The organism is Bradyrhizobium sp. SZCCT0153, assembly GCF_018129995.1.
Lineage (GTDB): Bacteria > Pseudomonadota > Alphaproteobacteria > Rhizobiales > Xanthobacteraceae > Bradyrhizobium > Bradyrhizobium japonicum_G.
The window spans coordinates 1,127,678-1,154,403 of the sequence record NZ_JAFCKS010000002.1 but is presented as its reverse complement, the minus strand read 5'-3'; the positions used below and the strand labels follow the sequence as shown (position 1 = coordinate 1,154,403).

Genomic DNA, 26,726 nt, shown 5'->3' with positions numbered 1-26,726 from the left:
CCTGCCCGTCGATTGAAATTGGTTTGAAATCAGTCGCGACAGCTACGGCATCTCGCCGCTCCTGACGTCGCTTGGCGTCGCGTTGTAGGTCCGCCGGAAGCAGCGGTTGAAATAGGAGAGATCGCCGAAGCCGACATCGTAGGCGATCGAGCTCACGGTCCGCTCGGCGAATTCGGGCTCGCGCAGCATGCGATGGGCGCGCTTGACGCGCTGATCGATCAGGAAGGAGGAGAACGTCTTGCCGTCGGCCTCGAACAGGCGCTGGAGATAACGCGGCGTGACGCCGAGTTCCTGGGCAACCGTGGCCACCGAGAGATCCTGCCGCCAGCAATTGTTGGCGATGGAGACTTTCGCCTTCTGCAGCCGCGCCGCCTTGACGCCGCGCCGCCCGGCCAGCTCCAGCGGCTCGCTGGTGGCACCGAGGACGATTGCCAGAAGATCGTGCAGATGCCCGACCCCGAGCTGCCGCAAATGGGGCATCGCGAATACCTTCTCCCGCACCAGCGTCACCGCGTAATCGACCAGCAATCGAAGTCCCGTCGAGCTCTCCGGCATGACACGCATCACCGCATCATCGACATCCACGATCATCGGCGACAGCACGCGTCTCGGCACCCGCAGCGAGAAGCAGCTGCCCAGTGACAATCGCTCGAACGTCGTGACGTCCTCCGCGCTCGTCAGGACCGCCTCTCCCGCACGAAGACTCAGATCATGTCCTCGCTCGGATATCCCGAGAACGCCCGACCTGTTCACGATCAGGGCGAGGCTGTCGTCGCCGTCGGCCACCAGTTGCCTGGTGCGAATGACCCGCGCTCCGCACAATCCTCCGATCAACAGCTGGGCTTCCGGCAAGACGTGGGACGTGAAGCTCGCCGCGGCCGGTCTTCCCTCCCTTGCCTCGACCTCCGCTTTCAACACCCCACGGCAATAGAAGTCGCGAAGCAGCGGGATGCGTTCACCTTCGGGAATCTCGTTCGTGGAAACATTGAGAACGGAAAAATCAACCATGCTGTTCACTGCAATCTCTCCAGCCACGAGCAGGCCCAGCCACGCGCTGCTGTTTCCTCACACGCGCGCTCGATGCCGACACGGCATCTCTTCGCGGCGTACGCTGCTCTCGCTCTTCTGGAGCGCGATATACGAAAGTATCAAATGACGCGCGTCCTGCATTCGGAGGACCCGGTAGCTGGGTTCATCACAATGGATTGAGATTGCGGCACGTAACGGCGAACCATGTGAAATGGATCACACGGCGTCGTCACCGAAGCTCGTTCGCTGTGCGAAAGGCACGGCAAAGCCGGCGGCGATCTTCACCAGATCGGCCTGCCTGCCGGCTCCGGTCTTCTCAAACAGACGACCGAGATGCGTCTTCACCGTCGTCTCTGCGATGCCGAGCTTTGCCGCGATGTCGGGAACACCACCTATTTCGATGATGGCCATCAGTACACGCAGCTCGGATGGCGTCAGCCTGAAGGCCGCTGCGATCGCGTCGGCCGCGAGCGACGGCATCGTCGAGGCCTTTTGAACGAAAAGCGCCGTGGCAGCAATATCTCGCGACAGGCTGCGATCGCGCTTCAACGGACAGGCGTGAAGCAGGTAGTGCTGCCCATCAACCGACGTCGCAAGCTCGATCTGACGGCGAGCAGCGGAACGGGTTCCGACGTCTGAATCGATTTCGCACAGGCTGCGGAATATCTTGTCGGCCTGGGTGTTGCGGGCCACGATCCGATCGCCGACCATTGCGAGCAGATTGGCATCGGCGAACAACCGGCGGCATGCGGCGTTGGCATGCACGACCCGGCCGTCTGCATCGAGCAGGCAGATCGCCGTGCTCAACCCATCGAGGACATCGGCAAGGTCGTCCACGGTATGCGCGCGCGCCCTGATCTGCCGGCCCATGATCCTCGAACGCTGGAGGTGCGGAGCAAGCAGCCGCATGCGCTCTCGCATCGGCTCATCGACCGTTCCGCGCGACCGGTGGCGCAACACCTGCAGGATCGTGGTCCGCACGTCCGACTTCTCGAGTGCGACGGTCGCAAGGTCGATCGCCCCTTGCGGTTCCATCCACTCGCGATAGAAGCTCGTCGCCAGAAAATCGGCATGAGGCATGACGTCGGTTACGCCGATCGTCTGCTCGGCCGCGATCGTGAGGTGGCGGTCGAGCAGAGGGTCGAGCTCCACATAACGGTCGCGATAAAGCTGGCGAAAGCGGGATTCGGTACCAAAATGCTGGTGAATCTCGATCGAGAGCCTGGCTGAATCCCTCGACAGGATGGTCGCGGCACACCCGCCGACGAAATGCGAAACCTGCTCCAACGCCCCGCTGCGCAGCGCGGGATTGACCGCCGCATCGTAGATCTCCCCGACGAGGGACGAGAACCGGTTTGCGTGGAGGATCGTCATCGGCCGGACGACGCAATCGGCGTGTTGCCCGCGCGAAAAAGAGAGCTCGCGATCCGGGATCCGGGGGAGGAGACGGACCGGTCGACCGTCCCCTTCGAGGAGGAGAAATCGTTGCAGCGAAATGCTGGAATATCGAACATCGTCCTTGCGTAACGTCAACCGCAGGATGCGGCTTGGACGTTTTCGCCAAAGACTAGGATAAATGCGAACAGCGCGCGGACTGTGTGCGATGGGTCACGCGCCGGCGCACGCTGAAGAGTCCGTTGCCGGCGATCCTGCTGCCTTCGCAGCCGGCCCCGGCAATTTACTTCCGATTCTCCTCGCAGAATTTGAGCGCCGCCAGCGCTTCGCCGGCACGCGGGATCTGCATCTCGATGCTGTCCTCGTCGTCGTCCTCGAAATCGAGCGAGAGACGCTTCGCCTTGGACAGCCGGTCCATCATCGACTGATCGTATTCGAAGATGCCGCGCACCGTGGTCTTGTCCATGACCTCCCACTTGGCCTTCTTCATGATATCGGCGTCGTCGGTGCCGACATCTGCCCGGAGGATCTCTCCGACCTTGTCCCACTCCCAGCCGTCATAGATCATCACGATGACAATGGCCTTCTCGGAATAGGTGATGACGATGACGTACTCCCGGTTCTCGTCTTCCTTGTCCTTGTAGCCGCGGCTGGCGTTGCAATGCGTGTCCTGCGTACGCTTCTCGATGGTCCAGTCGCCGACCCTGGATTGCTGCGCCAGCACCGGCCCCGCGCTCAAGGCGCCCGCGAGCACCCCGGCGGCGAGAAGGAATTTTTTCATGTCAGCCTCCAGCGTGTTCCCCACGCGAAGATGACCATCTCTATTTGCAACCCGCAAGGGTTTCAGGCGCCTGCATGGAGTAGCCCATGCCCTACGTCCGCCGCGGCACGATCGCGATCGGAGTAAACGTGTAAACCTCCTCGCCGCTCTGGTTGAACATCGTCCATTTGACCAGCGCGATGCCCTGCGGCTTCGACCTCGACGGCGTCAGGCTCATGACCTCGCCGATCAGATGCAGGCGGTCGTCGGGCCTCACCGGGACCGTCCAGCGCAGCCCGTCGACGCCGGCGCCGATCAGCGGATGCGGACCGAAGGGTCGGGTCTGGATCGCGAGGTTCATCGCGATCGCGGCGGTGTGCCATCCCGAGGCAGCAAGGCCCCGAAACAGCGTCTCCTTGGCGGCCTCGTGGTCGAGATGCATCGGCTGCGGATCGAACTCGGCTGCGAAACGCTTGATGTCGGCCTCGGTGACCTGAACTTCCGGGGATTTGAACCGCATTCCGACGGTGAGATCGTCGAACCACTCGACCTGCGCCATGATTCTGCCTCGCAATGGGATGCGCCGCGACCGCGGCTGAAAGAATTGAGGAAGAGTGGGGATGTAGCGGCTCCGCAGTGCACAAACCAGCCCCGGGTTCCCCACGAAACCCGTTTCCCGATGCGACGAAGCACGCCTGAAACAGATCGCTGATTATCTCGTTATCAAAATCAAAACAGGGACGGCCGTCATGCAGTTCTTTCTCGACCTGATCTGGGATTATTCCTGCTGCCAGCACCTCCTCGCCCTGCAACCGCAGGAGGACCAGCCATGATCGAAGTGATCTCAGCTCTGCTCGCCCTTTGCAGCATCGGCGTTTTTGCGGCGCACGCACTGGACGCCTATCGCACCACGCACTCCTGATCGAAAACGCCTAGAACGGCCGCCGGTAGAAATGCTCCGAATGCGTTGCCGGCGGAAACCTGTTGGCGAGCGCGAGAGCGGCCTTCTCGTCCGTCTCGAGGGCGATTTTCTGTGCGAGCATGACGTCGCCAGGAACAAGAAAGCCCGACGGGACGAAGCACCAGCCCATCCTCGCAATTCCGGCTTCGTCGACCTCGTGGACATTTGCCGCCGTGCCGTAGTGGATGCGATAGGTCTTGCCCGTATCACAGCCGACGACATCGAAATACCGGTGCTGCTCGAATTGCGCGCGCTGCGCCGGTGACAGCCATTCGGTCAGAAGCCGGCGGCCGCGGGCATCCGGCGTGTTCTCGCCGAAGAAGCGCCGATAGAGCTCGCGCAGCGCATGCAGACGCGCACGCGCCGGCGCACGGAGCCAGACTGCCGCGATCATGGGCAGCTCAGATCAACCGCCGACCAGGCGAGGATAGAACAGCGTTTCCTGCACGGTCGGGTCGAATGATCGGATCCGCGTGACTTCGCCGGGCCCGGTTCGAAAGGCGGCGGTGAAGCCGGCTCCGGTCAGCTCCCGAAAGCGCTGTTCGGCCCGCGCCAGCGCTTCGGCATTGCCAGGATCAAACTCGTGGCGCGTGTCGCCAGTCTGGTCCATCACGATCTGGGTTGCCATAGTTGAGTCTCCTCATGCCCAGCCCTGAACCTGATCAAAGCAAACCTCGTGCCGTCGGTTCCTGATGGCAACAACTTTCTCGCGCCGGCGCATCACGCCTTGCTGAGCAAGAGCATTCTCAAGCGAAGTGGATGCCGGTCCGCGTCAAGAAACGCGTCCAAACAAGAATCCAGCGCCCCGTTCGAAACCGGGCTCTGGTCAGCGCAAGGCGGCCGCTCCTCCCCCCTCGTCGATCTGCCGTCCCATCAAGGCGATCGCCTTCTGATAGACGCCGGCGGCATTCCAGGCTTCGATGGCGACGAAATTCGGCTCGCCCGGCTGGTAACCGGCTCCTGCGCGCCAGCCATGGGCTTTCAGGAAATTCGCCGTCGAGTTCAGCGCATTGGCCGCAACCTCGAGATTGCCGGTGCCATAGGCCAGGATGTTCTTGGGCATGAACTGGGTCTGGCCGACCTCGCCATGCATCGAGCCGCGGGTTGCTCCCGACAGCGTGCCGCGATCGACCAGCTTCAGTGCGGCATAGAGCTGGTCGGTGAAGAATTCGGGACGGCGGCAGTCATAGGCGAGCGTCGCAATCGACGAGAGCATGTTCTGGTTGCCGCGCTGGCTGCCGAAGCCGGTCTCCATGCCCCAGATCGCGATCAGCGGCCCCGGCGGGACGCCATAGCGCTGCTGGATCGAGGCGAACAAGGCCGCCTGCGACTGCTTGAGCTGGCGCCCCTTGGCAACGATGGTGGTGGCGCCGCGCTTGGCCAGGAACTGGTCGAGCGACAGCGAGAAGCTGCGCTGGCCGCGGTCGGCCGCGATGGTGGCACTGGCGTAGTTGGTCTGCATCAACGCCGAGAGCGCGGTCTGGCCGATGCCCTTGCCCTGTGCTTCGGCACTGAACTCGCGCTTCCAGGCCTCAAAACCCGCCGGCGAGCTGCCGCATTGGGCGGCCTTGGCCACGGATGCCAGAGAGAGAAGCAGCGTGGTAGCACCGATCATGGCCGTCGCAACGGTCCTGCCCTTGGTCATTCCTAGTTCCTCTCACTTGCGGTGCGCGACCGGCTCGCGCGGGCGCATGATCCTACGTCGGCGCTGACCGCTCAAGCCCCAGCGGGCGCAACCGGCGCCCTGACATCGAGCCGATCGCCTACCCTCCGCCGTCATGATCGAGCAGGAAATCGACCATGATGCCCTGGTGTTGCTCGTACATGTCCGTTCCGGTGCCGGTCACGCAGCCGAGCTTTCGGGCGGCTGCGATGAAGGACGGGACTTCGGGCCTTGTGATCACGCAGCCGCAATAGGCCGACGGCGCAAGGCGTGTGACATCGACCGGCAGCGGATCGCCGTCCGTCATCCCGGCCGGGGTCGCATTGGCGACGAAGTCAAAGCCCGCGGGATCCGCCGTGCCGATCCGCACAGCCGACCTGCCGAGTCCGTTGAGCTGTCCAATCAGGGCGTCGCGGCGCTCCGTCGCGCTGTCATGAATGGCAAGCTCGCTCACGCCGGCCTCGACCAGCGCAAGTGCAATCGCCGATCCCGCGCCGCCGGCCCCGACCAGAAGTGCCCGCATTCCCTTCGGGTCTATCCCCTTCGCCCGCGCCGCGCCGACAAAGCCGAGGCCATCCACCATGTCGCCGTGCCATGAGCCGTCGGCACGTCGTCGCATCAGGTTCACGGTGCGCAGGAAATGCGCGCGCTCCGTCGCACTCGTGCAGGCCCGGTAACAGGCAAATTTGTGCGGGATGGTGACGACGATGCCGTCGAGATTCTTCAGGCGCGTCGCGACGGAGATGAAGTCGGGCAGATCCGCCGGCGCGACCTGAACGGGCATGAGAATTCCATCGTGCCCCCGCGCAGCAAAGGCGGCCGTCACGCCCGCGGGCGAGCGCACCTGCGCGATGGGATCGCCGATGATGACGTAGAGTCGCGTCGCGCCTGTCGGCGGCGGGATCATGCGGTTTGAGCCGGAGCCTGCGATCCGTCCCCCTCTCCAGCAGCTTCTGAAGTCAATTCCAGCCCGGCCAAATCGCCTTCTCTGCGCCATTTGTCGAGCAGCCGCAGGAACGCCACCGGCCCGCGCCAATACTGGCTGTTTCTTGCCGCGATCGGATCGAGCACGCCTTCATTGTTGTAATAACCGGGGGTGCATTCGGCGAGATAGGTCTGCCGGCCGAGCGCGGCTTTCACGACCTCCGCGACCCAGGCGTTCTCGGCGGCAAGCGTCGGCTCCAGCGTCCGGGCTTTGCGCTTGCGCGCTTCGGCGATCACATAGGCGATGTGCTGCGACTGCTCGTCGATGATGTGCGGGAAGTTGGCGCTCTGGCCCGCCTGCACCGTGACGATCAGGAAGCAATTCGGGAAGCCGCGGCTGTAGAAGCCGTGCATCGTCTTGACGCCGTCGCGCCAGCGCTCGGACAGACTGATGCCGTCGCGGCCATAGACTTCGAAACCCATGCGGCGGGCGTAGTCGGTGCCGACCTCGAAGCCGCTGGCATAGATCAGGCAGTCGAGCTCATAGGGCTTGCCGGCGACCACGACGGCATTCCCGGTGATGCGATCGACACCCTGCCCCTTGGTGTCGACCAGATGCACATTGGGGCGATTGAAGGTGTCGAGATATTCGTCGTGAAAGCAGGGCCGCTTGCAGAACGCCTTGTACCAGGGTTTGAGCGCCGAAGCGGCCGCTTCGTCCCTCACGATCGCATCGACGCGGGCGCGGATCTCCTCCATCTTGCGGTAATCGGCCTGCTCGATCACCTTCAGCGCCTCCTCCATCGAGGTCACCGGCTGCGGCTGGCGGCGCGGCGCCAGCAGGATCTCGCCGAGCAGGCCGGTCCAGCCGTCCTGCACCAGATCCTGTTCGAACGGCTCGCCCGAGATCACCGCGGTGAAATTGTCCATGCGCTCGCGCTGCCAGCCGGGCTTGAGGCTCTGCGCCCAGACTTGATCCGTCGGCCGGTCGTCGCGCACGCCGATCGCGGAGGGCGTGCGCTGGAAGACGTAGAGCTCCTTGGCCGACCGGCCGAGATGCGGCACGCATTGCACGGCGGTGGCACCGGTGCCGATGATGCCGACGCGCTTGCCGGCTAGGCCGGTGAGTCCACCTTCGGCCGTGCCTCCAGTGTAGGCGTAATCCCAGCGGCTGGTGTGGAAGCTATGTCCCGTGAAGCTGTCGATGCCGGGAATGCCCGGCAGCTTCGGACGGCTCAGCGGACCACCGGCCAGGATGACGAAGCGTGCGCTGATGCGATCGCCGCGATCGGTCTCGACCAGCCAGCGCGCCTCCGGCTCCTGCCACTCCATCCGCGAGATCACGGTTTGAAACAGGGCACGCTCGTACAGACCAAAGTGACGGCCGATGCGGCGGGAGTGTTCATGGATCTCGGGCGCCCGCGCGTATTTGCGCACCGGCATGTAGCCGGTCTCTTCCAGCAGCGGCAGGTAGATGTAGCTCTCGGTATCGCAGGCGGCGCCGGGGTAGCGATTCCAATACCAGGTGCCGCCGAAATCGCCGGCCTTTTCCACAATGCGGAAATCGTCGATGCCGGCCGCGCGCAGACGCGCGCCACAAAGCAGACCGCCGAAGCCGCCGCCGACGATGAGCACCTCGGTCTGTTCGCTGACGGCCTCGCGCGCAAATCCGGGATCGGCCCAGGGATCGTCGAGATAGCGCCCGAACGCGCCGGTCACCTCGACATATTGCGCCTTGCCCTCGGTGCGCAGGCGGCGATCGCGCTCGTCGCGATAGCGCGCACGAAGTGCGGCAATGTCGATGGTAGATCCGCCGGCTGCACCGGTCTTGTGTCTTTCCGCTGACATCGACTTCCTCCACGGCGAACGCTGCTTCGCCGGCAGCTCACCTCACGTTAGCCCTTAAAAAGTGACGCACGCAATCGCGTCTGCCGTTTTTTGCGTGAACGCCGCGTGACGTTCCGCTAACCTTCCGCGCAAATCACAAGCTTGCCATGCAACGACATGGCGATCCGGAGGAAACCATGCAGGGATTGATGATGGACATGCCGCTGCTGATCAGCGGTCTGATCCAATATGCCGCCGACTATCACGGCGAGGCCGAGATCGCCGCGCGCGAGATCGAGGGCGACATCCATCGCTACACCTATGCGGACGCCCATCCGCGCATCCAGCGCATGGCGCTGGCGCTCCAGCGGCTCGGCATGAAGAAAGGCGACCGTGTCGGCACGCTGGCCTGGAATACCCACCGTCATTTCGAGATGTTCTACGCAGCGCCGGGCATGGGCTACGTGCTGCACACGATCAACCCGCGGCTGTTTCCCGAGCAGCTCGTCTACATCGTCAATCACGCCGAGGACCGGCTGCTGTTCATCGACCGCGCCACGCTGCCGATCGTCGAAGCGATCGCGCCGCAATTGAAGACGATCGAGGCCTATGTCGTGATGTCCTCGCGCGAGCGGATGCCGGAGACGAAACTCGCCAACGTCCATTGCTACGAGGAGCTGCTGGACAAGGAGAGCGACGCCGGATTTGCCTGGCCGGAATTCGACGAAAAGTCGGCGTCCACCATCTGCTACACCTCGGGCACGACGGGCAATCCCAAGGGCGTGATCTACTCGCACCGCGCCGCGGTCCTGCAGACCATGACCTGCTCGAGCTTCGATTTCCTGCCGGGCCACGTCGAAGGCGTGCGCGAGGTGATGATGCCGATGGCCCCTCTGTTTCACGGCAATGGCTGGAACATGCCGTTCACCGCGCCCTATACCGGCTCGAAGCTGGTGCTGCCCGGCCGTAATTACGAGCCCGACAAGCTCTACGAACTGCTCGAGGGCGAGAAGGTGACGCTGTCGGCGGGCGTGCCGAGCTTCTGGTTGATCCTGCTCGACTGGCTCGGACGCACCGGCAACAGATTCTCGACACTGCGCGCGACGCTGTCGTCCGGCTCGGCGCCGCCGCGCGCGATGGTCGAGAAGCTCAAGCGCGACTACGGCATCGACTACATCCAGGCCTGGGGCATGACCGAGGCGCTGGGCTGCTCGATGCCAAGCTTGCGGCCCGGCTCCGAGCATCTCAGCGAGAAAGAGATATTCGACCGGCGCCAGGTCTCCGGCCGCGCCTGTTTCGGCACCGCCTTGCGCATTGTCGACGACGGCGGCAACGAACTGCCGCGCGACGGCAAGAGCGTCGGCCATTTGCGTGCCCGCGGTCCGTGGGTCGCCTCCGGCTACATGAAGCTCGACGAGGGTCTCGACCGCGACGGCTGGCTGATCACCGGCGACATGGCCGTGATCGACCGCCAAGGCCACGTCACGCTGACCGACCGCTCCAAGGACGTGATCAAGTCCGGCGGCGAATGGATCTCCTCGATCCAGCTCGAGGACGTCGCCCTGTCGCATCCCGATGTGCTGCAGGCCGCGGTGGTCGCCATCAGCCACGAGAAATGGCAGGAGCGCCCCCTGCTTCTCGTGGTCCGCAAGAAAGGCGCGACCGTCGACGGCAAGACACTGCTCGACCACATGCGCCCCAGGATCGCGAGCTGGTGGATGCCGGACGCCGTCGAATTCCTGGACGAATTCCCGATGACCGGCACCGGCAAGGTTCTTAAATCGGCGCTGCGCGAGAAGTTCAGGGAATACCGCGTCGGCTGAACCGCCGCGCGATCGCGCACCCGGCCTGTCCGTCGATCAAGGAGACGAAAGATGCTCTACCCGATGTCGCCCAAAGTCGCCGAGCTCAAGCGCAAGCTCGAAAGCTTCATGGACCGGAACATCTACCCGAACGAGGAGCGCTTCTATCGCGAGGCGGAGGAGCTCGGGCCGTGGAAGGTCTATCCGGTCGTCGAGGAGCTGAAGCCGCTGGCACGCGCCGAAGGCCTCTGGAACCTGTTCCTGCCGGACTCCCGCCACGGCGCAGGCCTGACCAATCTCGAATATGCCCCGCTCTGCGAGGTCATGGGCCGCTCGCATCTCGCGCCCGAAGTGTTCAACTGCTCGGCGCCCGACACCGGCAACATGGAGGTGCTGGAGCGTTACGGCACGGAGAAGGACAAGGAGCGCTGGCTGAAGCCGCTGCTTGCAGGCGAAATCCGCTCCTGCTTCGCGATGACCGAGCCCGCGGTCGCCTCGTCGGATGCGACCAACATCGAGAGCTCGATCGTGCGGGACGGCGACCATTACGTCATCAACGGGCGCAAATGGTACACGACCAACGCGACCGACCCGCGCTGCAAGATCTGCATCTTCATGGGCAAGACCGATCCCGACAATGCGGATCGCCACAAGCAGCAATCCATGATCCTGGTGCCGATGGACACGCCCGGCGTCGAGGTCAAGCGTCCCCTGCCCGTGTTCGGCTTCTACGGCGTGCCCGATCGCGCCTCCGAAGTCGTCTTCACCGATGTCCGGGTTCCGAAGGAAAACATGCTGCTCGGCGAAGGCCGCGGCTTCGAGATCGCGCAGGGCCGCCTCGGCCCCGGCCGCATCCACCATTGCATGCGGCTGATCGGGCTCTCCGAACGCACGCTGGAAAAGATGTGCCGCCGGGTGCGCAGCCGCGTCGCCTTCGGCAAGCCGGTCTCCGAGCAGACGGTGACGCAGGAGCGCATCGCGGAAGCCCGCATCATGATCGAGCAGGCCCGGCTGCTGACGCTGAACGCCGCCTATGCAATGGACACGGTCGGCAACAAGGTCGCCAAAGCCGAGATCGCGATGATCAAGGTTGCCGTACCCAACATGGCCTGCCAGATCATCGACTGGGCAATCCAGGCGCATGGCGGCGGCGGCACGTCGAACGATTTCGGATTGACCCAGGCCTATGCGACCGCGCGTTTACTTCGGCTGGCCGACGGGCCGGACGAGGTGCACAGGAACCAGATCGCGCGGTTCGAGCTGAAGAAATATTCGAACGCCTGAGAGAAGGGCTCGTCAGATAGCTCGGCGCTCTTCGTCCTCGCCTCAGTTCACCATGTAGACGTCGGGATCGGCGCTCGAGCTCGGCTTCTTGAAGGCGTTGCGCAAGGCGCCCGACAGCGGGACGTTGTAGTTGAGGCCGTTCGGCGGCGTCGGCGATTCCAGCCACCTCTTGTAGAGCACCTCGATCTCCGGGCTCGCATAGAGCTCGGCCGTGGCGCGATCGGCGAGTGCCTTGAACGGCGCATCCTCCCGCCGCAGCATGATCCCGTAGGGCTCAGGTTTCGAGAGCGTTTCTTCGCTGATCATGAACAGCGCCGGCTCCTTCGAGCGCGCGATCGCGACCGCGAGCTGAACGTCGTCGAGCGCATAGGCCTGGGCGCGGTCGGTCTCCAGCAGCAGGAAGGCCTCGGCCTGGTCCGTAGCCGGCATGATCTTGATGCCGAGATTGCGCTCGGTGTTGACCTTGGCGAGCTGGGTCAGGTTGACCGATCCCGCCACCGCCGTCACCGCCTTGCCCTTGAGGTCGTCGATGGTGTTGATCTTCGCGGCCTTCTTGGCGGCAAACCGGGTCGCACTGAGGAAATGCGTGTTGGTGAAGGCGACCTGCTTCTGGCGATCGGCGTTGTTGGTGGTCGCCGAGCAATGCAGGTCGAGCGTCCCGTTGACCATCAACGGAATCCGGTTCGACGACGTCACGGCCAGATAGTCGACGGCGATGTCGGGCATGCCGAGCTGCTTTTTCACGGCGTCCACGATCTTGAGGCAGATGTCCATCGCAAAGCCGACCGGCTTCTGGTTGCCGTCGAGATAGCTGAACGGCACCGACGCTTCCTGATAGCCCAGCGTGATCTTCTTCGTTTCCTTGACCTTCTGGAGCGTGCCCGACAGGTCTTCGGCCGAGGCAGCAGTCGCAAGGCATGTGAGGGCCAAAAGAACGGTGGGAAGACGCATCGGGGACTCCTCAAGGCGATTATGGGCTGCGCCGGCGCGCGGCCGCGCACGGTGTACCCCAGGGCCGAACCAATCACCAGACGAGGTTCCGACTATCAGCTATCGCGGTTTTATATCGGCCGAGAAAGGCGGCATCATGGCTCCTCCCTATTCGCAGGTGAGCTGCTGCTCGAACCAACCGGATAGTCGCTCAGACAGCGGCGGCCACATCCGCTGGAAATTCGACAGCTTGCCGACGTTGGCGCGGTACATCGCACGCAATTCCCGCTCGATGGCCGGAAGGTCGACGCCGGCGCAGACCCCGTCCCTCACGATCGTCTTGCCCGCAACCACGACCTCCTTCACCAGCGACGCATTGCCCCGCGCGAACAGCAGCGCCATGGGATCGACGGGCATGATCCGGTCGCGATCGAGCCGGTCGAGGTCGGTCACGACGTAGTCGGCCGGGTTGCCGGCGACGAGCTCGCCGCTGCCCGGCGCACCGGTGGCACGACGGCCGTTGCGGACGGCGAGCGCGAACAGCTCGGCGGGCGTCCATGTCGCCTTGAAGCCGAGGCCGCCATGGACCATCTGCACCAGCCGCATCTCGCGCAGGATGTCGTCGTCCTCGTCCAGCGCCAGCCCGTCGACACCGACAGCGATGGCACAGCCGCATCTGTGGGCGGCGGCGATCGGCGCCAGCCCCGAGCGCAGATGCATGTTCGAGCTGAAATTGGTGACGATACGCGTACCGGAGGCTGCGATCATCTCGAGCTCGTCCGGACGGGCGTGGATGCAATGCGCCAGCGTCAGCCGCTCCGAGAGGAAGCCGATGTCGCGCAGCCAGCGCACCATGTCCGGAAAATACTGATCGGCCCAGGCGCGCTGATACACGGTCTCCAGCAGATGCATGTGGATGCGGCGACCGGTTCGCTCCGAATTCTCCGCCACCGCCTCGAGCAGCGGCTTCGAGCACCATTGCACACCGGCAGGCCCGAGTTGCACGTCGACCATGGGGCCGGCGATGGCAGCGGCAATCGCGTCGGTCAGCTCGATATAGGCCGCTGGCGACATCGGCGCGCGGATGAACAGCTCTTCGATGGTCTTGCGGTCATCGCTTGATAGTCCCGATAGCACCGGTTCGGCGTCGCCATAGACGATCGGATTCCGGTCACGCACCGCAATCGCAAAGCCGATGCGGAGGCCGACGTCGGACGCGGCTCTCGCGACAGCCTTGGCTTCGTCGACCAGAGGCATCGTTCCGCTCGGACGTGTGTAATGCACCATCATGGCGGCGCAGCCGGCCTTCGCCGCCCGCGCCAGCGCGGAGGCCGCGGTCAGATAGGGATCGACCGGCGTGCCCAGCGCGGTCCGCAGGATCCAGCTTTCCAGGGGCATGCCGACCGCGCCGAAGGACGACGCGGTCGCGCGGGCATGATCATGCGCATTGATGAAGGCGGGAATGACGAAGGAGCGAGGGCTGACGGGCCCCGCTCCACCGGAGATGTCAGTGATGACGCCGCCGTCGTGGCGCAGCGTGACGTCGTCGCGGATGGCGCGGTCAGGACGACAGAACAGGCCGGTTGCCGCAATCTCCGTGGCCATGACCGCCGTTACTCCAAGCTAGTTGGCAGTATATACAAGCTCCCGCTCTGCGCGCGGCGGCAGGAACTCGCGGGAAAATACTTCCGCAGGCGTGGGGGCGCGGGCGAGCTGGTAACCCTCGACGATGATCCCGATCGCGCGCGTCATGCGGTCGTCCTTGATGTCGCCGATGCCGATCTCCTTCATCTCCGGGGAGACGATCAGCTTGTCGAAGGAATATTGCAGCCGGCGCTTCTCGACGGCGACGTCGATCAGATTGTCATAGTTCAGTGCGGCCTTCATGCCCGCATTCTGGTCCTTGGCGACCGCGATCGCGCCCTTGTTGATGGCGCGCACGAGGCCGGCAACGGCCTTCGGATTCGACGCGAGCAGCTTCTTGGAGACCATCACGCCGTTGGAATAGAGATCGAGGCCGTATTCACCGAACGAGAACCATTTGAAGTCCTTGTCCGGATCCTGGCGGTTGAGCACGAGGTTGAAGTAGCTGGTGATGTTGAAGACCAAGGCTGCGTCGATGTCGCCCTTGATCAGCATCGGCTCCTGCAGGTTCGGCGCCATGTTCGAGATCTTGATCTTCTCGCCGTCGAGCCCGTTCTTGCGCGTGAACACCGGCAACAGCCGCGTCGTCGGCGTGCCCTGCGCGCCGCCGAGCGTGTGGCCCTCGAAATCCTTGATGGTGTTGATGCCACTGCTGTTCTTGGCGACGATCGCAAACGGCGGCTGGTTCCACATCATGTAGACCATGACGGGGGCGTCCTGCGGCTTGGTCGAGGCGTTCTGGATGATGGCGTTGACGTCGCCGAAGCCGGCGTCATAGGCACCCGACATGACGCGCGTGACGGTCGCGCCGGAGCCTTCGCCCTGGTCGATCACGACGTTGAGGCCTTCCTCTTTGAAGAAGCCGTTGTCCTTGGCGTAGAAGAACGCGGCGTCGCTGCCCTGCGTCTTCCAGCCCAGCGTGAACTTGATCGTGGTGTCCTCGGCCGTGGCGACGCCCGTGGACAGGGCCAATCCCAGCAGTGCGGCAGTTGCTCTTCTCAACATCGAGACCTCCTCAAGCTTCGTTGCGTGACGGTTCAGAAATTCAGATCAAGTGGCGATGACGTCGTTCTTGCGCGTGGCCCATCCGGTGACCCGCCCCTCGATCAGCGAGAACACGACGTAGAGCGCGACGCCGAGGGCTGCGAGCACGAACAGGCTGGCGAACACCAGCGGCACGTTGAAATTGGACGAAGCGGTCATCATGACGTTGCCGAGGCCACGGTTGGAGGCGACCGTCTCCGACAACACCGCGCCGACGAAGGCGTAGGAGATCGCGACCTTCAGCGAGGCGAAGAAGAACGGCATGGTCCTGGGCAGACCGACATTCCAGAGAATGTCGAACTTGCTGGCGCCGAGCGCCTTGAGCACGTCCTCGAGCTCCGGCTCGGTGGTCGCAAGGCCCGTGGCGATGTTGACGACGATCGGGAAGAAGCAGATCGACAGCGCAGTCAGCACCGCCGGCACCGTGCCGGAGCCGAACCACAGCACGAAGATCGGCACCACGGCGACCTTGGGGATCGAGGAGAAGCCGATCAGGAGCGGATAGCAGGTGTCATAGGCAGTTTTGGAAACGCCGATGATCGCGCCAAGGGCAACGCCGAGCGCGACGCCCAGAACGAAGCCGAACATCGTGGTGGCGAGCGTCTGTACGATATGCGGCCACAGCACGGGAAAGCGCTGGTACAGGGTCACGAACACCTGCGACGGCCGCGGTAGCACCAGATCCGACATGCCGGTCGCGAGACAAAACAGCTCCCAGCCGACGAAGAACAGCACGATCAGCCCCGCCGACCACGCCTTCTGCCTGATATCAATTCCCGACATCTCAGCCTGCCCCCTGCTCGGCCGCGCCGCGCGCATCCTCGATGAAGGCGCGCAGCTTCTGGTTCAGCGCGACGAAATCCGGCTCGAACGTCATGGCGACGGTGCGCGGCCGCGCGAAATCCACACGGCTGTCGTCGAGAATGCGGCCCGGTCGCGCGCTCATCACGCAAATGCGGCTGGCCAGGAACCCGGCCTCGCGCAGGTCATGGGTGACGAGTAGCACCGTCGGCTTGTGCGTCATCCAGAGGTCCTGCAGGATCGCCCACAGTTCCTCGCGGGTGAACTGGTCGAGCGCGCCGAAAGGTTCATCCAGCAGCAGCAGGCGCGGCTCGTGGATCAGCGCGCGGCAGAGATTGGCACGCTGGAGCATGCCGCCCGAGAGCTGCCAGGGAAAGCGGCTGCCGAAGCCCTTGAGGCCGACCTGCTCCAGCAGTGCATTGGCCTTGTCGCGGAACTCGGTCTTGCGCAGCCTGCGGAAGTCCGAGCGAAACGGCTCGACGATCTTCAGCGGCAGCATGATGTTCCGCTCGATCGTCATCCACGGCAGCATGGTCGGGTTCTGGAAGGCCATGCCGACCCGCAGCGCTTGCGCCGCGACCTCGCGGCCGCCGACGATGACGACGCCGCCGGTCGGCTGCACCAGGCCGCTGACGAGACGCAGAATGGTCGATTTGCCGCATCCGGATGGGCCGACCAGTGCGACAAACTCACCGTCGGCGATCCGCAAGCTGGTCTTCGACAGAGCCGGCACGGCGCGATCGCCGCGCCCGAAGGTCACCGACGCCTCGGACAGCTCGATGGCGGCGGGGCCGGAGCCTTCGGGAACTGGCTGGCCGTCAAACTGGACGTTAGGTTGCATGCGCATCACAGCCAAAGTGCATGCAAGCTGAATGCCAGTCGCCGATCTCCGAAAAATCCAGGGCGTAGCCGAAAGGTGCGCGAGATGGCGGGATTTGATTTAGGCAATCCGCGCGCCAAACTGCATGCAATTGGAGCGCCGGTTTGCCAAAATGCTGTGCTAAAGACAGAAGAAGTCCCGCTCCATGGATTCGCCGATGGCCGCTCGCGCCTCCCACAAGACTTCCGAATCGTCCGACAAGGTCAGCGTGATCTGCCGCGCGCTGCGGCGCGCGATCATCGAGCAGGCGCTGGAGCCCGGCGCCAAGCTGCCGGAGGATTCACTCGGCGAACGGTTCGGCGTCAGCCGCACCATTGCCCGCCATGCATTGGGGCAGCTCGCCGCCGAAGGCTTGGTCGAGCTCCGCCGCAACCGGATCGCCGTGGTGGCGACCCCGAGCTGGCAGGAGGCGCGCGATGCCTTCGACATCCGCATCCAGCTCGAGGGCCTCGTCGTCCGCCAGCTCGCGGGCAAGCTGACCAAGAGCCAGATCGCGGAGCTGAACGACCATGTCGACGCGGAGGACCGCACGCGCGGCGGCACGGATGCGGTCTCGATCCGGCTCGCCACCGAATTCCACATCCTGCTCGCGCAGATGACGAGCAGCCCGATCCTGGTGCGCTATGTCAGCGAAGTCGCCTATCGCTGCTGCCTGACGCTGTCGCTCTACAGCCGGCCGCATTCGACCGAATGCGCGATCAACGAGCACCGCGCCATCATCGCCGCGCTCGCCAAGGGCGACGGGGCCAAGGTGATGGACTTGATGCATCATCATCTCGATTCCGTGGCCAGTCGCGCGCTGGTGGCTCCTGCCCCGCAGCGCGGCCGCGACCTGCTCGATATTCTCGCGCCCTATGCCGACGAGGCGACGAGCGATCGCGTCGTCAAGCTGCCGAAGGTGGCACGCCGCTAGAGCGCAATGAATTGCGCTTCAGCCTTTTCTAATTGCGCATGATCTCGTCGGAAAGCCGTTGCGCAGTTTTCCGGATCATGCGCGTGCTAGGCTTCAATCCCGCGCTGGACCAGAATGCGCTCGGCGCTGTCGTTCCAGACGTCCATCTTCACGATCTGCCCGTCCCTGACGACAAAGCGATCGACATAGCGGTTACCCTCGAACGGGGTGCCGTCGATCCACTCGCCGAAGAGAGTACCGACGCTGTAGACGACGGTCTCATCCGCACCCGGACAGACGTCGAACCTGTCCATCTTCTTCTTCACCCAGCGATAGCGTTTGGCGTTGAAGCCGGTCGGCCCGCGCGGATGATCGAACTCGCGCCCGCCGGTAAACGTGATCAGTGTCCCGGGCTTCATGTAGGCCGCGGCGGCATCAGGATCGGGTATCATCGAGGCGGTGAGATAGGCTTCCACGATCTCGGCGTCGGTCATCGGGCGTTCGGCTTTTGCAGGGGCGGACATGGCAGGTTCTCCGGGATCTCGATAGTCTACAATTCGCGCGCTAAACTGCATGCACATTTTTTGAACATTTTGGGCGCGTTACTGCACACAATCTGGAGCTGCCCGCTTCCCCAGCTTCCGCTAGGTTACCACAGTTGAATCCGACGCCATGACCACGCAGACCGCCTTCGACCTGATCTTCCGTAACACGCTGTTGCGATCATCCGCCGCACCCGTCGATATCGGCGTGAAGGGGGGCCGCATTGCTGCGATCGAGCCAAAGCTCGCCTGCGAGGCCGTCGAGGTCGATGTCGGCGGGCACCTTGCCCTGCCCGGCTTCGTCGATACCCACATCCATCTCGACAAGGCCTGCCTGCTCGGCCGCTGCGGGCACGATCACGGCAGCGTCTCGGAGGCGATCCGCGCCGTCGCCGGGATGAAAAAGGACTTTACGGTCGAGGATGTCTACGCGCGTGGCGCAAAAGTGCTCGAGCGCGCGATCGTGCACGGCACGACGCGGATGCGCACGCATGTCGAGATCGATCCGCGCGTCGGCTTGCGCGGCTTCGAAGCCGTGAAGGCGCTCAAACGCGACTATGCCTGGGCGATCGACCTGTCGCTCTGTGTCTTTCCGCAGGAAGGCCTGACCAACGATCCCGGAGCTGAGGAGCTGCTGATCCAGGCGCTGCGTGAGGGCGGCGAGGCGATCGGCGGCTGCCCTTACATGGACACCGACCCGAATGCGCACCTCGCGCGCATCTTCGATCTGGCCCAGGAGTTCGACGTCGATGTCGACCTGCATCTGGACTTCGACCTCGATCCCTCCTGGTGGCATCTCGATGAGGTCTGCCGGCAGACCGAGCGGCGCAACTATGGGGGACGCGTGGCGATCGGCCATGCCACTAAGCTCTCGGCCCTGCCGCCGGAACGGATGAAGGCGGCCACCGCGCAACTCGTCAAGGCCGGTGTTGCCGTCACCGTGCTGCCGGCGACCGATCTCTATCTGATGGGGCGCGAAGCGACTCACAACGCGCCGCGCGGGCTGACGCTTGCCCACAAGCTCGCCGGCAACGGCGTGCTGTGCTCGGTCGCGACCAACAACGTGCTCAATCCCTTCACGCCGTTCGGCGATGCGTCATTGCTGCGCATGGCGAATTTCTACGCCAATGTCGCGCACGCCTCGGTCAGCGATTTCGACACCTGCCTCGATCTGGTGACCGAGCTGCCGGCGCGGCTGATGAACCTCGGGGATTACGGCATCAAGGTGGGCAACCCCGCCGATCTGATCGTGCTCGATACCCGGGACAGCCGCTTCGCCATCGCCGAACTGCCGGACATCGTGATGGGCTTCAAAAGCGGCCGGCAGACTTTCGCGCGGCAACGGCCCACTCTGTTCCGCCCCGGCCGCTGACCCGCTGTCGGCGCATATCTGCATTGAAGCGTGGCGGATTGCCGCGCCATTTCAGTTCGATGTTACCGCTGATCGTTCTCATATTCCGAATCCGGTAGAACACCGGATAGTCGATCCGCACTGATTCCCGATAGCTGCACGCATTGCCAGTCCCGCGGTGCCGGTCGAAGCAGAACCTGCACTGATGTCTGCATTCATCGGGGAAGCATCGACATGTTCAGCGCATTCAACAGCATCGACCGTCACGCCGTTCGAGCGAGAACGCCGAGCGAAGCCGCGATGCAACGGCTCGACGGCATCGGGCACGTCCTGTCCGACCTCGATCTGGCGGGCGTCCGGAACCAGGATGACCTGACGCGCATGCTCCTGACGCTGGATACTGCCGACAAGTGCATTCGGGTGATCCGCGCGGAATTCCGCCTCGAAACCGTGAGCGATCGGCTGGCCCGCAAGGCTGAAAACCTGATGGTGCTGATCGAACGCGCGCGCGACGAACTCACCGGCTGCCGCGCTGCTAAATCCTGAGCAGGATGCCGCCTACGTCTCGCGATTGATCTTCGCCAGAATTCGATCCGCCTCGGTACGCCAGTCCGCACTGCGTGCGAACTCCGTGCTGCCCCTGGTGCCGAACAGCCCCTCATCGGCGAGATCGGCGACCCAGGTCTGACGCTCGGCTGTGCCCTGCGCGGACCATGGCGTCAGTCCTGCCTCACGCACGGTCTCGGCGACCTCGCGAACCTCTTCGGCACGGCGACGGCCATGCTCGATCACGCGCTGGAAGAAGTAGGCCCCCTGCTTTTCCCAGTTGATGGCGGGGAAGGTTTCCGCCAGTGACCCCAGCACCGCATCTTCGACGCCATAGGCGCGCGCAGTGGTGAAGCTTTCGATGACCATGGCCTCGAGACCCTTGATCATGATGCTGCGGCACATCTTCACCGCGGAGGATACGCCCAGCTTGTCGCTGGCAACCTTCGCCGCGAAACCGATCGTGTTCAGGAGCGGTTCCAGCTCCCTGGCGCCGGGACCGCCGAGCAGCAGCGGCACCTTGATGCGATACGGCGGTACCGAGGTCATCACGGCGCCCTCGACATAGCGTCCGGCAGCGCCGTCGATCAGCGCTGCGGCGCGCTGCTTGGCGCCTGGAGACGCCGAATTGAAATCGAGAAACCAGGTGCCTTGGTTGATCGCGGCCGCGCAGGCCTTTGCCACCGGAACGGCCTGGCTCGCCGTGACCGCGGAGATGATGAAATCGGATTTCGCGGTCAGATCGGCGTGAGAGGTCGCGAGCGTGACACCGAATTTGGCCGCATGCTCCTTCAGGGAAGCGCCCTGCTCGCCTGCGAGCTTGATGTCGTAGGCCGCGACCTTGATGTCCTGCTGACGCAAGTCCTCGGCAAGAATCCTGCCGACCTCGCCATAGCCAACCAGCCCGATCTGCCACCGCCTCGGATCCGACATCAGTTCAATCCTCGCGTCGTCTCGTCGAACAGCTCCTCGACCGCATAGCGGCGCGGGATCAGCGCCTGCTGAAATGCATAATCGACGATCAGCTCCAACGGTCTTCTGTTCGCTTCGATTCCGAACGGCACGAGGTCCGGCGTAGCGGCAGCGCCCATCTGTTCCTTGTTCCGCTTGAGCAGGTCATAGACGCCCGCGACGACATCGGGGCGCGATTTTGCCAGCTTCTCGGTCACGACCACGAGGTGATTGACCGGGACAGCGCCGCGAAGGGCAAACCATTTGGCGGCTTCCGCGGCCGGATCCGGAAACAGCGGCTTCAGCTTGGGATTATCAGAGGTCTCGCCGAGGACGGCATCGAGCTCGCCGTCGAGCAGCATCTGAAGGACCTTCTTGTCCTTCGGCGCCCGCTCGGTGGTGTCGACATATTCGGCGACGTGCGGGTCCTCGAAGGTGACCCAGCGAATCTTCTCGAGATTGACGCCGTAGTCGTTGGCGAGGATACCCCTGATCCAGGCCCCCGTCGTCGTCGTGAACGAGCGGATGCCGACGCGCCTGCCTTCGAGATCGGTTGGCCCAAGCGTACCCTGCGCGGGATTGTACAGCGCGTAAGCATGCTGGAAGCGGCCGAGCATGGTCGCCGGCAACAGCACCAGCGGCTTGCCATGGGCCTTCGCCATCAGATAAGTGACGATCGCCATCTCGCAGACGTCGAAAGCCTGCTCGCGCACCATCGGCTTGAACGCGGTGTTGGTCGGCGTGTACTCGATGAAGTCGAGGTCGAAAAGGTCGGAGCGGAGCTCGCCGCTCTTCACCGCCCGGACGTGAGGGTGACTGCCGAGCACGGCCTTCAGCTTGAGACGATCCATCCGCGCGCTCCGCTTCTCTTCGCCCTAGACGTCCTCGGGATTGTCGACATAGACGAGCCCGGCCTTGGCCAGCGTCTCGCGCATGCTGTACATGTCGAGGCCCAGTTCGCCCGACGCGAGACGCGTGCGCTTGCCGCCTTCATCCGCGTTGCGCTTCTTCGCCTTCTCGGCGACTTCCGCGGCATAGCGCTTCGGCACCACCACGACGCCGTCGTCATCGGCCACGATGATGTCGCCGGGATCGACGCTGACGCCGGCGCAGACCACGGGAATGTTGACCGAGCCGAGCGTGGCCTTGACCGTGCCCTTGGCCGAGATCGCGCGCGACCACACCGGAAACTTCATTTCATGCAGGGCCTTCACGTCGCGGCAACCGGCATCGATGATCAGCCCCTGCACGCCGCGCGCCTGGAGCGAGGTCGCGAGCAATTCGCCGAACATGCCATCGGTATTGTCGGTGGTGCAGCCGACGACGAGGATATCGCCCTTCGTGCACTGCTCGACCGCGACATGGATCATCCAGTTGTCGCCGGGCTGGGCCAGCACGGTCACGGCTGGGCCGGCAATCGCCGCGCCGGCCCAGACGGGGCGCAAGTAAGGCTTCATCAGACCGATGCGGCCGTAGGCTTCGTGCACGGTCGAAACGCCGTACTCCGCCATCCCGGCGGGATCGGCACGCTTGATGTTGCGAACGACGACCGGCTTCATGCAAGCTCCTCCGCAACGGTCGGGAACAGGCGCTGATAGGCCTCGCCGTAAGTCATGGGCACGCCTGTGTTGCGGCTGCCCTGGATGCCGCGGTTGAGCGCGACGCGCTCGTAATAGCCCCACAGATGCTTCTGCGCGGCGAGGATCTGGAACGCCTCGTACTTCTCCTTCCAGACCTCGTCGATCTTGAGGAGCAGGTCCGGCTTGTAATTGCACTGCTCGGGCTGGTGCGGCTCGAACAGAAACACCGGCGGCGCCGAATATTTGTACTGCGCGCCGGGCTTGTGGCCCATCGCCTGCGCGACCACGCGGGTCTCCTGCGCGAAATGCGCCGCGTTCGGATGGTCGAAATTATACGGGTCTTCCAGCGCGTGCGTCAGCACGAAGCTCGGATTGAGCTCGCGGTAGATGTCGACCATGCGATCGAAATGCGCCTCGTCAAGCTTCAGCGGATAGTCGCCGCAGTCGAAGAACTCGATCTCGGCGCCGAGCAGCTTTGCCGCCCGCTCCGCCTCGTCCTTGCGGCCGGCCTTGACCGATTCCAGCGTTGCGCCCTTCTCCTTCCAGGCGAACTGGCTTTCGCCGCGCTCGCCGAAGGACATGCACACGATCTTCATGCGATAGCCCTTTTTCGCATGCAGCGCGATGGCACCGCCGGCGCGCCAGACGAAATCGCCCGGATGGGCCGTGACCACGAGACCTGTCTTCATGGGACAAACTCCCCTCTTTCGTTCGTACGCAGCATAGGCCACCCGCGCCACGCAGGCAGCAATTTCATCAAGCGGTGACGGCCGCGGGTTCCTCGCCGTCGAGCACGCGCCTGAGGCGCTCGCCGTCGAGGGCGCCTTCCCATTTGGCAATCGCAATCGTCGCAACCGCGTTCCCGATCAGATTGGTCGGCGTCAGTCCCTGGGACATCAGGCGATGGATGCCGAGCACCAGCGCCACGCTCGTCACCGGAATGGAGCCGGTGGCGGACAGCGTCGCCGCCAGCACGACAAAGGCGGCGCCCGCGATACCTGCGGCGCCCTTGGAGGTCACGAGCAGGATCAGCAGCAGCTCGATCTGCTCGGCGAGCCCGAACGGCGTGTTGGTCGCCTGCGCCAGGAACACCGAGGCGGCGGCGAGATACAGACAGGTGCCGTCGAGATTGAAGGAATAGCCGGTCGGGATCACGAGGCCAACCACGCTCTTCTCGCAGCCGGCCTTCTCCAGCTTGGTCAGCATGCGCGGCAGCACCGTCTCGGACGATGTCGTGGCGATGCAGATCAGAAGCTCTTCCCAGATGTAGCGGATCAGCTTGAGCAGCGAGAAGCCGCAGAGACGCGCGACGGGGCCGAGCGCCACGATGATGAAGATCACGCAGGTGAGATAAAAGCCGCCGAGCAGCTTGCCGAGCGAGGCCAGCGAGCCGACACCGAACTTGCCGACCGTGAAGGCGATGGCACCGAACGCACCGATCGGCGCCGCCCACATCACGAAGCCGACGACGGCGAACACCATCTTTGCGGCGATGTCGATCAGATGAACCAGCGGTGCGCCGCGCTCGCCGAGCTGTACCAGTGCGAACCCGCACAGCACGGAGATGAAGAGCACCTGGAGGATGTTGCCTTCGGCAAACGCGCCGATGAAGGTTGCCGGCACGATGTTCAAGAGAAACGGCACGAAGCCGATGACGGCGGTCTGCTTGACGTAGGGCTCGATCACGCTGGCATTGATGCTGGCGGGATCGATGTTCATGCCGACGCCGGGCTTGAGCACATTCACCGCGACGAGGCCGATGACCAGCGCGATCGTGGTCATGATCTCGAAATAAACGATCGCCTTCACCGCGACGCGCCCGACCCGCGCCATGTCGGCCATGTGCGCGATGCCGTGCACGACGGTGCAGAAGATGATCGGCGCGATCAGCATCCGGATCGCCTTGATGAAGGCGTCCCCGAGCGGCTGCATCTTGGCGCCCGCCTCCGGGCTTACGATCCCGAGCGCGATGCCCGCCGCCATGGCGATGAGCACCTGGATCCAGAGCTCCTTCCACCAGGCCCGGCCGCGCGGCTTGTCGATCGCGAGCGCCGTCATTGGTCGAACTCGAACAGGCGCGCGGGATTGTCGACGAGGATCTTCTGCTGGAACTCCGGCTCCGGCGCGAACAGCGGGATCAGGTCGACGAGATCGCCGTCATTCGGCATCGCCTTGACGTTGGGATGCGGCCAATCGGTGCCCCAGATGATGCGGTCCGGAGCGGTCTCGACGATCTTTCGCGCGAACGGCACGGCGTCCGTGAACGGGGGACCGGCCGAGGACACCCGCTCCGAGCCGCAGATCTTGACCCAGCATTTCTCGTCGCGCTGCATCAGCTCGATCAAAATCTTGAACGGAATCTGGTCGAGCCCGTCGGACGCCTTCACCCGTCCCATATGGTCGATGGTGTAGCTCAGCGGCAGCCGTGTCAGCATGTCGGCATATTCAGGCAGGTCGATCGCATCGAAATGCAGGTCGATGTGCCAGCCGAGCGGGGCGACCATCGCGATGATGCGGTCGAACACCCGCTTGTCAGGAACGCCGCCGAGATGACGGACGAAATTGAAGCGGCAGCCGCGAAAGCCGCCCTCGTGCAGCACGCGGAGGTCGCGCTCGGTGATGGTGTCGTCAATGTTGGCGACCGCGCGGTAGGCGCCATTGCTCTGCGCGATGGCATCGAGCGCGACCGTGTTGTCGGTGCCGTGGACGCTGGCATTGACGATGACGGCACGCTCGACGCCGAGCTTGGCATGCAGGGCGCGGAAATCGGCGAGCGGCGCATCCGGCGGCGTGTAGGAACGGTCGGGCGCGTAAGGGTATTTCGCGCCGGGGCCGAAGATGTGGCAATGCGCGTCGCAAGACAGCTTCGGCAGCTTGAACTTCGGCGTACGGGTGTTCGGATCGGGCGGCGGAATGGTCGGCGTGTACATCATGCTCATCAGGTGAACTTGAACAGGCGCGCGGGATTGTCGACCAGCAGTTTCTGCCGGACCTTTGCGTCGGGCGCGTAGAGGGGAACAAGGTCGACGATCTCGCCGTCGTTCGGCATGATCTTGACGTTGGGATGCGGCCAGTCGGTGCCCCAGATGACGCGGTCGGGTGCATTGTCGATCAGCGCCTTCGCGAACGGCACGGCATCGTGGAACGGTTTGCCGGCCGCGGAGGCACGTTCGAGGCCGGTGATCTTGACCCAGCACTTCTCGTCCTTCTTCTGAAGGTCGAGCAAGGCCGTGAAACCGGGATCGTCGAGCCCTTTGCTCGCCTGGACCGTTCCCATGTGATCGATCACGTAAGGCGTCGGCAGCGCGGTCAGAAGGGCTGCGAATTCGGAGATCGTGCCCGGCTCGAAATAGACATCGACATGCCAGCCGAGCTCGGCGACGCGATGCACGATGCGCTGGAACTTGGTCATGTCGCCGACGCCGCCGAGGCGCTTGAGGAAGGCAAAGCGGCAGCCACAGATGCCGCCCTTGCCAAGCGCCGCCAGCTCTTTCTCGGTCATCTCGTCGTTGACGTTGGCGATGCCCTTGTAGGCGCCCTCGCTCTGCGCGATGGCATCGGTGACGACGCGATTGTCGGTGCCGTGCACGGTGGCATTGACGATCACGCAGCGCTCGACGCCGATCTTCTCGTGCACGCTGCGGAACGTCTCCAGCGGCGCATCGGCCGTATTGTAAGGGCGCTTTTCCGAGAAGGGATAACGCGACGCCGGCCCGAAAATGTGGGTGTGGCTGTCGCACGACTTCGGCGGCAGCTTGAAGGATGGCGTCTTGGGATTTGGATCCGGCGGCGCGATCGTCGGGATCGCTTTGGGCTCGGCACCTTGCGCGCGCGCTTCGCTCGTGAGCGCGGCACCGGCCAATCCGGTCAAGAGATGCAAACACTCCCGCCTGTTCATTTCCTCAACACCCTGTCACATG

General features: G+C 64.1%; 27 protein-coding genes. 5 read left to right on the top strand and 22 right to left on the bottom strand.

The window, feature by feature from the left end; translation table 11 throughout:
- Positions 1 to 42: 42 nt before the first annotated feature.
- From JQ572_RS13025 to JQ572_RS12985, 9 genes are all read right to left on the bottom strand, one after another.
- Complete coding sequence (locus JQ572_RS13025) at positions 43 to 1,008, bottom strand: helix-turn-helix transcriptional regulator (protein WP_211383559.1); 966 nt, start codon at positions 1,006 to 1,008, stop codon at positions 43 to 45.
- Between the two features lie 237 nt (positions 1,009 to 1,245).
- Complete coding sequence (locus JQ572_RS13020; protein ID WP_211383395.1) at positions 1,246 to 2,403, bottom strand: helix-turn-helix transcriptional regulator; 1,158 nt, start codon at positions 2,401 to 2,403, stop codon at positions 1,246 to 1,248.
- A gap of 304 nt (positions 2,404 to 2,707) precedes the next feature.
- The gene (locus JQ572_RS13015; RefSeq protein WP_211383394.1) at positions 2,708 to 3,205 is read right to left on the bottom strand and encodes a hypothetical protein; all 498 of its coding nucleotides are present in this window, start codon (positions 3,203 to 3,205) and stop codon (positions 2,708 to 2,710) included.
- 91 nt (positions 3,206 to 3,296) lie between these two features.
- On the bottom strand, positions 3,297 to 3,743 hold the full coding sequence (locus JQ572_RS13010; RefSeq protein WP_211383393.1) for a MaoC family dehydratase: 447 nt from the start codon (positions 3,741 to 3,743) through the stop codon (positions 3,297 to 3,299).
- Positions 3,744 to 4,116: 373 nt separating this feature from the next.
- Entirely contained in the window at positions 4,117 to 4,539 is a 423-nt protein-coding gene (locus JQ572_RS13005; protein ID WP_211383392.1) for a hypothetical protein, read from the bottom strand.
- Between the two features lie 12 nt (positions 4,540 to 4,551).
- On the bottom strand, positions 4,552 to 4,773 hold the full coding sequence (locus JQ572_RS13000; protein WP_211383391.1) for a hypothetical protein: 222 nt from the start codon (positions 4,771 to 4,773) through the stop codon (positions 4,552 to 4,554).
- Positions 4,774 to 4,971: 198 nt separating this feature from the next.
- The gene (locus tag JQ572_RS12995) at positions 4,972 to 5,790 is read right to left on the bottom strand and encodes a lytic murein transglycosylase (protein ID WP_211383390.1); all 819 of its coding nucleotides are present in this window, start codon (positions 5,788 to 5,790) and stop codon (positions 4,972 to 4,974) included.
- A gap of 118 nt (positions 5,791 to 5,908) precedes the next feature.
- The gene (locus tag JQ572_RS12990; protein ID WP_211383389.1) at positions 5,909 to 6,715 is read right to left on the bottom strand and encodes a shikimate dehydrogenase family protein; all 807 of its coding nucleotides are present in this window, start codon (positions 6,713 to 6,715) and stop codon (positions 5,909 to 5,911) included.
- Positions 6,712 to 8,580: a flavin-containing monooxygenase gene (locus JQ572_RS12985; RefSeq protein WP_211383388.1), complete on the bottom strand. Its 1,869-nt coding sequence runs from the start codon at positions 8,578 to 8,580 to the stop codon at positions 6,712 to 6,714. Before JQ572_RS12985 ends, JQ572_RS12990 begins: the two co-directional genes overlap by 4 nt.
- 176 nt (positions 8,581 to 8,756) lie before the next feature.
- On the opposite strand from JQ572_RS12985, the gene JQ572_RS12980 reads away from it, so the two are divergent.
- A complete protein-coding gene (locus tag JQ572_RS12980; protein ID WP_211383387.1) occupies positions 8,757 to 10,382 on the top strand; it encodes a long-chain fatty acid--CoA ligase in 1,626 nt (541 codons plus the stop codon).
- A 51-nt stretch (positions 10,383 to 10,433) separates the two neighbouring features.
- Complete coding sequence (locus tag JQ572_RS12975; RefSeq protein ID WP_211383386.1) at positions 10,434 to 11,645, top strand: acyl-CoA dehydrogenase family protein; 1,212 nt, start codon at positions 10,434 to 10,436, stop codon at positions 11,643 to 11,645.
- A 42-nt stretch (positions 11,646 to 11,687) separates the two neighbouring features.
- On the opposite strand, the gene JQ572_RS12970 is transcribed toward JQ572_RS12975, so the two are convergent.
- The 5 genes from JQ572_RS12970 to JQ572_RS12950 all read right to left on the bottom strand — a co-directional run bounded on the left by JQ572_RS12970 (position 11,688) and on the right by JQ572_RS12950 (position 16,905).
- The gene (locus JQ572_RS12970) at positions 11,688 to 12,596 is read right to left on the bottom strand and encodes an amino acid ABC transporter substrate-binding protein (protein ID WP_211383385.1); all 909 of its coding nucleotides are present in this window, start codon (positions 12,594 to 12,596) and stop codon (positions 11,688 to 11,690) included.
- A gap of 147 nt (positions 12,597 to 12,743) precedes the next feature.
- Positions 12,744 to 14,180 carry an amidohydrolase family protein gene (locus JQ572_RS12965; protein ID WP_211383384.1) on the bottom strand — a complete coding sequence of 479 codons (1,437 nt, stop codon included), beginning with the start codon at positions 14,178 to 14,180 and terminating at the stop codon, positions 12,744 to 12,746.
- Between the two features lie 18 nt (positions 14,181 to 14,198).
- The gene (locus JQ572_RS12960; protein WP_211383383.1) at positions 14,199 to 15,224 is read right to left on the bottom strand and encodes an ABC transporter substrate-binding protein; all 1,026 of its coding nucleotides are present in this window, start codon (positions 15,222 to 15,224) and stop codon (positions 14,199 to 14,201) included.
- A 45-nt stretch (positions 15,225 to 15,269) separates the two neighbouring features.
- The gene (locus JQ572_RS12955; RefSeq protein WP_211383382.1) at positions 15,270 to 16,046 is read right to left on the bottom strand and encodes an ABC transporter permease; all 777 of its coding nucleotides are present in this window, start codon (positions 16,044 to 16,046) and stop codon (positions 15,270 to 15,272) included.
- A 1-nt stretch (position 16,047) separates the two neighbouring features.
- Positions 16,048 to 16,905 (bottom strand): ABC transporter ATP-binding protein, encoded by an 858-nt coding sequence (locus tag JQ572_RS12950; protein WP_211383381.1) that lies wholly within the window; start codon positions 16,903 to 16,905, stop codon positions 16,048 to 16,050.
- Between the two features lie 196 nt (positions 16,906 to 17,101).
- Between JQ572_RS12950 and JQ572_RS12945 the strand changes: the two genes are divergently transcribed.
- Positions 17,102 to 17,857, top strand: a complete 756-nt coding sequence (locus tag JQ572_RS12945; protein WP_211383380.1) for a GntR family transcriptional regulator — start codon at positions 17,102 to 17,104, stop codon at positions 17,855 to 17,857.
- A gap of 86 nt (positions 17,858 to 17,943) precedes the next feature.
- Here the strand turns inward: JQ572_RS12945 and JQ572_RS12940 are convergent, their stop codons facing one another.
- The gene (locus JQ572_RS12940) at positions 17,944 to 18,360 is read right to left on the bottom strand and encodes a nuclear transport factor 2-like protein (RefSeq protein WP_211383379.1); all 417 of its coding nucleotides are present in this window, start codon (positions 18,358 to 18,360) and stop codon (positions 17,944 to 17,946) included.
- Between the two features lie 148 nt (positions 18,361 to 18,508).
- Between JQ572_RS12940 and JQ572_RS12935 the strand changes: the two genes are divergently transcribed.
- Positions 18,509 to 19,750: an amidohydrolase family protein gene (locus JQ572_RS12935; protein WP_211383378.1), complete on the top strand. Its 1,242-nt coding sequence runs from the start codon at positions 18,509 to 18,511 to the stop codon at positions 19,748 to 19,750.
- 213 nt (positions 19,751 to 19,963) lie between these two features.
- Positions 19,964 to 20,275 (top strand): hypothetical protein, encoded by a 312-nt coding sequence (locus JQ572_RS12930; RefSeq protein WP_211383377.1) that lies wholly within the window; start codon positions 19,964 to 19,966, stop codon positions 20,273 to 20,275.
- A 12-nt stretch (positions 20,276 to 20,287) separates the two neighbouring features.
- Here the strand turns inward: JQ572_RS12930 and JQ572_RS12925 are convergent, their stop codons facing one another.
- The 7 genes from JQ572_RS12925 to JQ572_RS12895 all read right to left on the bottom strand — a co-directional run bounded on the left by JQ572_RS12925 (position 20,288) and on the right by JQ572_RS12895 (position 26,704).
- Complete coding sequence (locus tag JQ572_RS12925) at positions 20,288 to 21,211, bottom strand: DUF1932 domain-containing protein (protein WP_211383558.1); 924 nt, start codon at positions 21,209 to 21,211, stop codon at positions 20,288 to 20,290.
- Positions 21,208 to 22,077 (bottom strand): substrate-binding domain-containing protein, encoded by an 870-nt coding sequence (locus JQ572_RS12920; RefSeq protein WP_211383376.1) that lies wholly within the window; start codon positions 22,075 to 22,077, stop codon positions 21,208 to 21,210. The genes JQ572_RS12925 and JQ572_RS12920 overlap by 4 nt, the downstream gene beginning before the upstream one ends.
- Before the next feature lie 24 nt (positions 22,078 to 22,101).
- Positions 22,102 to 22,785, bottom strand: a complete 684-nt coding sequence (locus JQ572_RS12915; RefSeq protein WP_211383375.1) for a 4-carboxy-4-hydroxy-2-oxoadipate aldolase/oxaloacetate decarboxylase — start codon at positions 22,783 to 22,785, stop codon at positions 22,102 to 22,104.
- Positions 22,782 to 23,495, bottom strand: a complete 714-nt coding sequence (locus JQ572_RS12910) for a PIG-L deacetylase family protein (protein ID WP_211383374.1) — start codon at positions 23,493 to 23,495, stop codon at positions 22,782 to 22,784. Before JQ572_RS12910 ends, JQ572_RS12915 begins: the two co-directional genes overlap by 4 nt.
- Positions 23,496 to 23,562: 67 nt before the next feature.
- On the bottom strand, positions 23,563 to 24,864 hold the full coding sequence (gene dctA, locus JQ572_RS12905; RefSeq protein ID WP_211383373.1) for a C4-dicarboxylate transporter DctA: 1,302 nt from the start codon (positions 24,862 to 24,864) through the stop codon (positions 23,563 to 23,565).
- Complete coding sequence (locus tag JQ572_RS12900; RefSeq protein WP_211383372.1) at positions 24,861 to 25,745, bottom strand: amidohydrolase family protein; 885 nt, start codon at positions 25,743 to 25,745, stop codon at positions 24,861 to 24,863. The genes dctA and JQ572_RS12900 overlap by 4 nt, the downstream gene beginning before the upstream one ends.
- Complete coding sequence (locus JQ572_RS12895; RefSeq protein WP_211383371.1) at positions 25,745 to 26,704, bottom strand: amidohydrolase family protein; 960 nt, start codon at positions 26,702 to 26,704, stop codon at positions 25,745 to 25,747. Before JQ572_RS12895 ends, JQ572_RS12900 begins: the two co-directional genes overlap by 1 nt.
- Positions 26,705 to 26,726 lie beyond the last annotated feature (22 nt).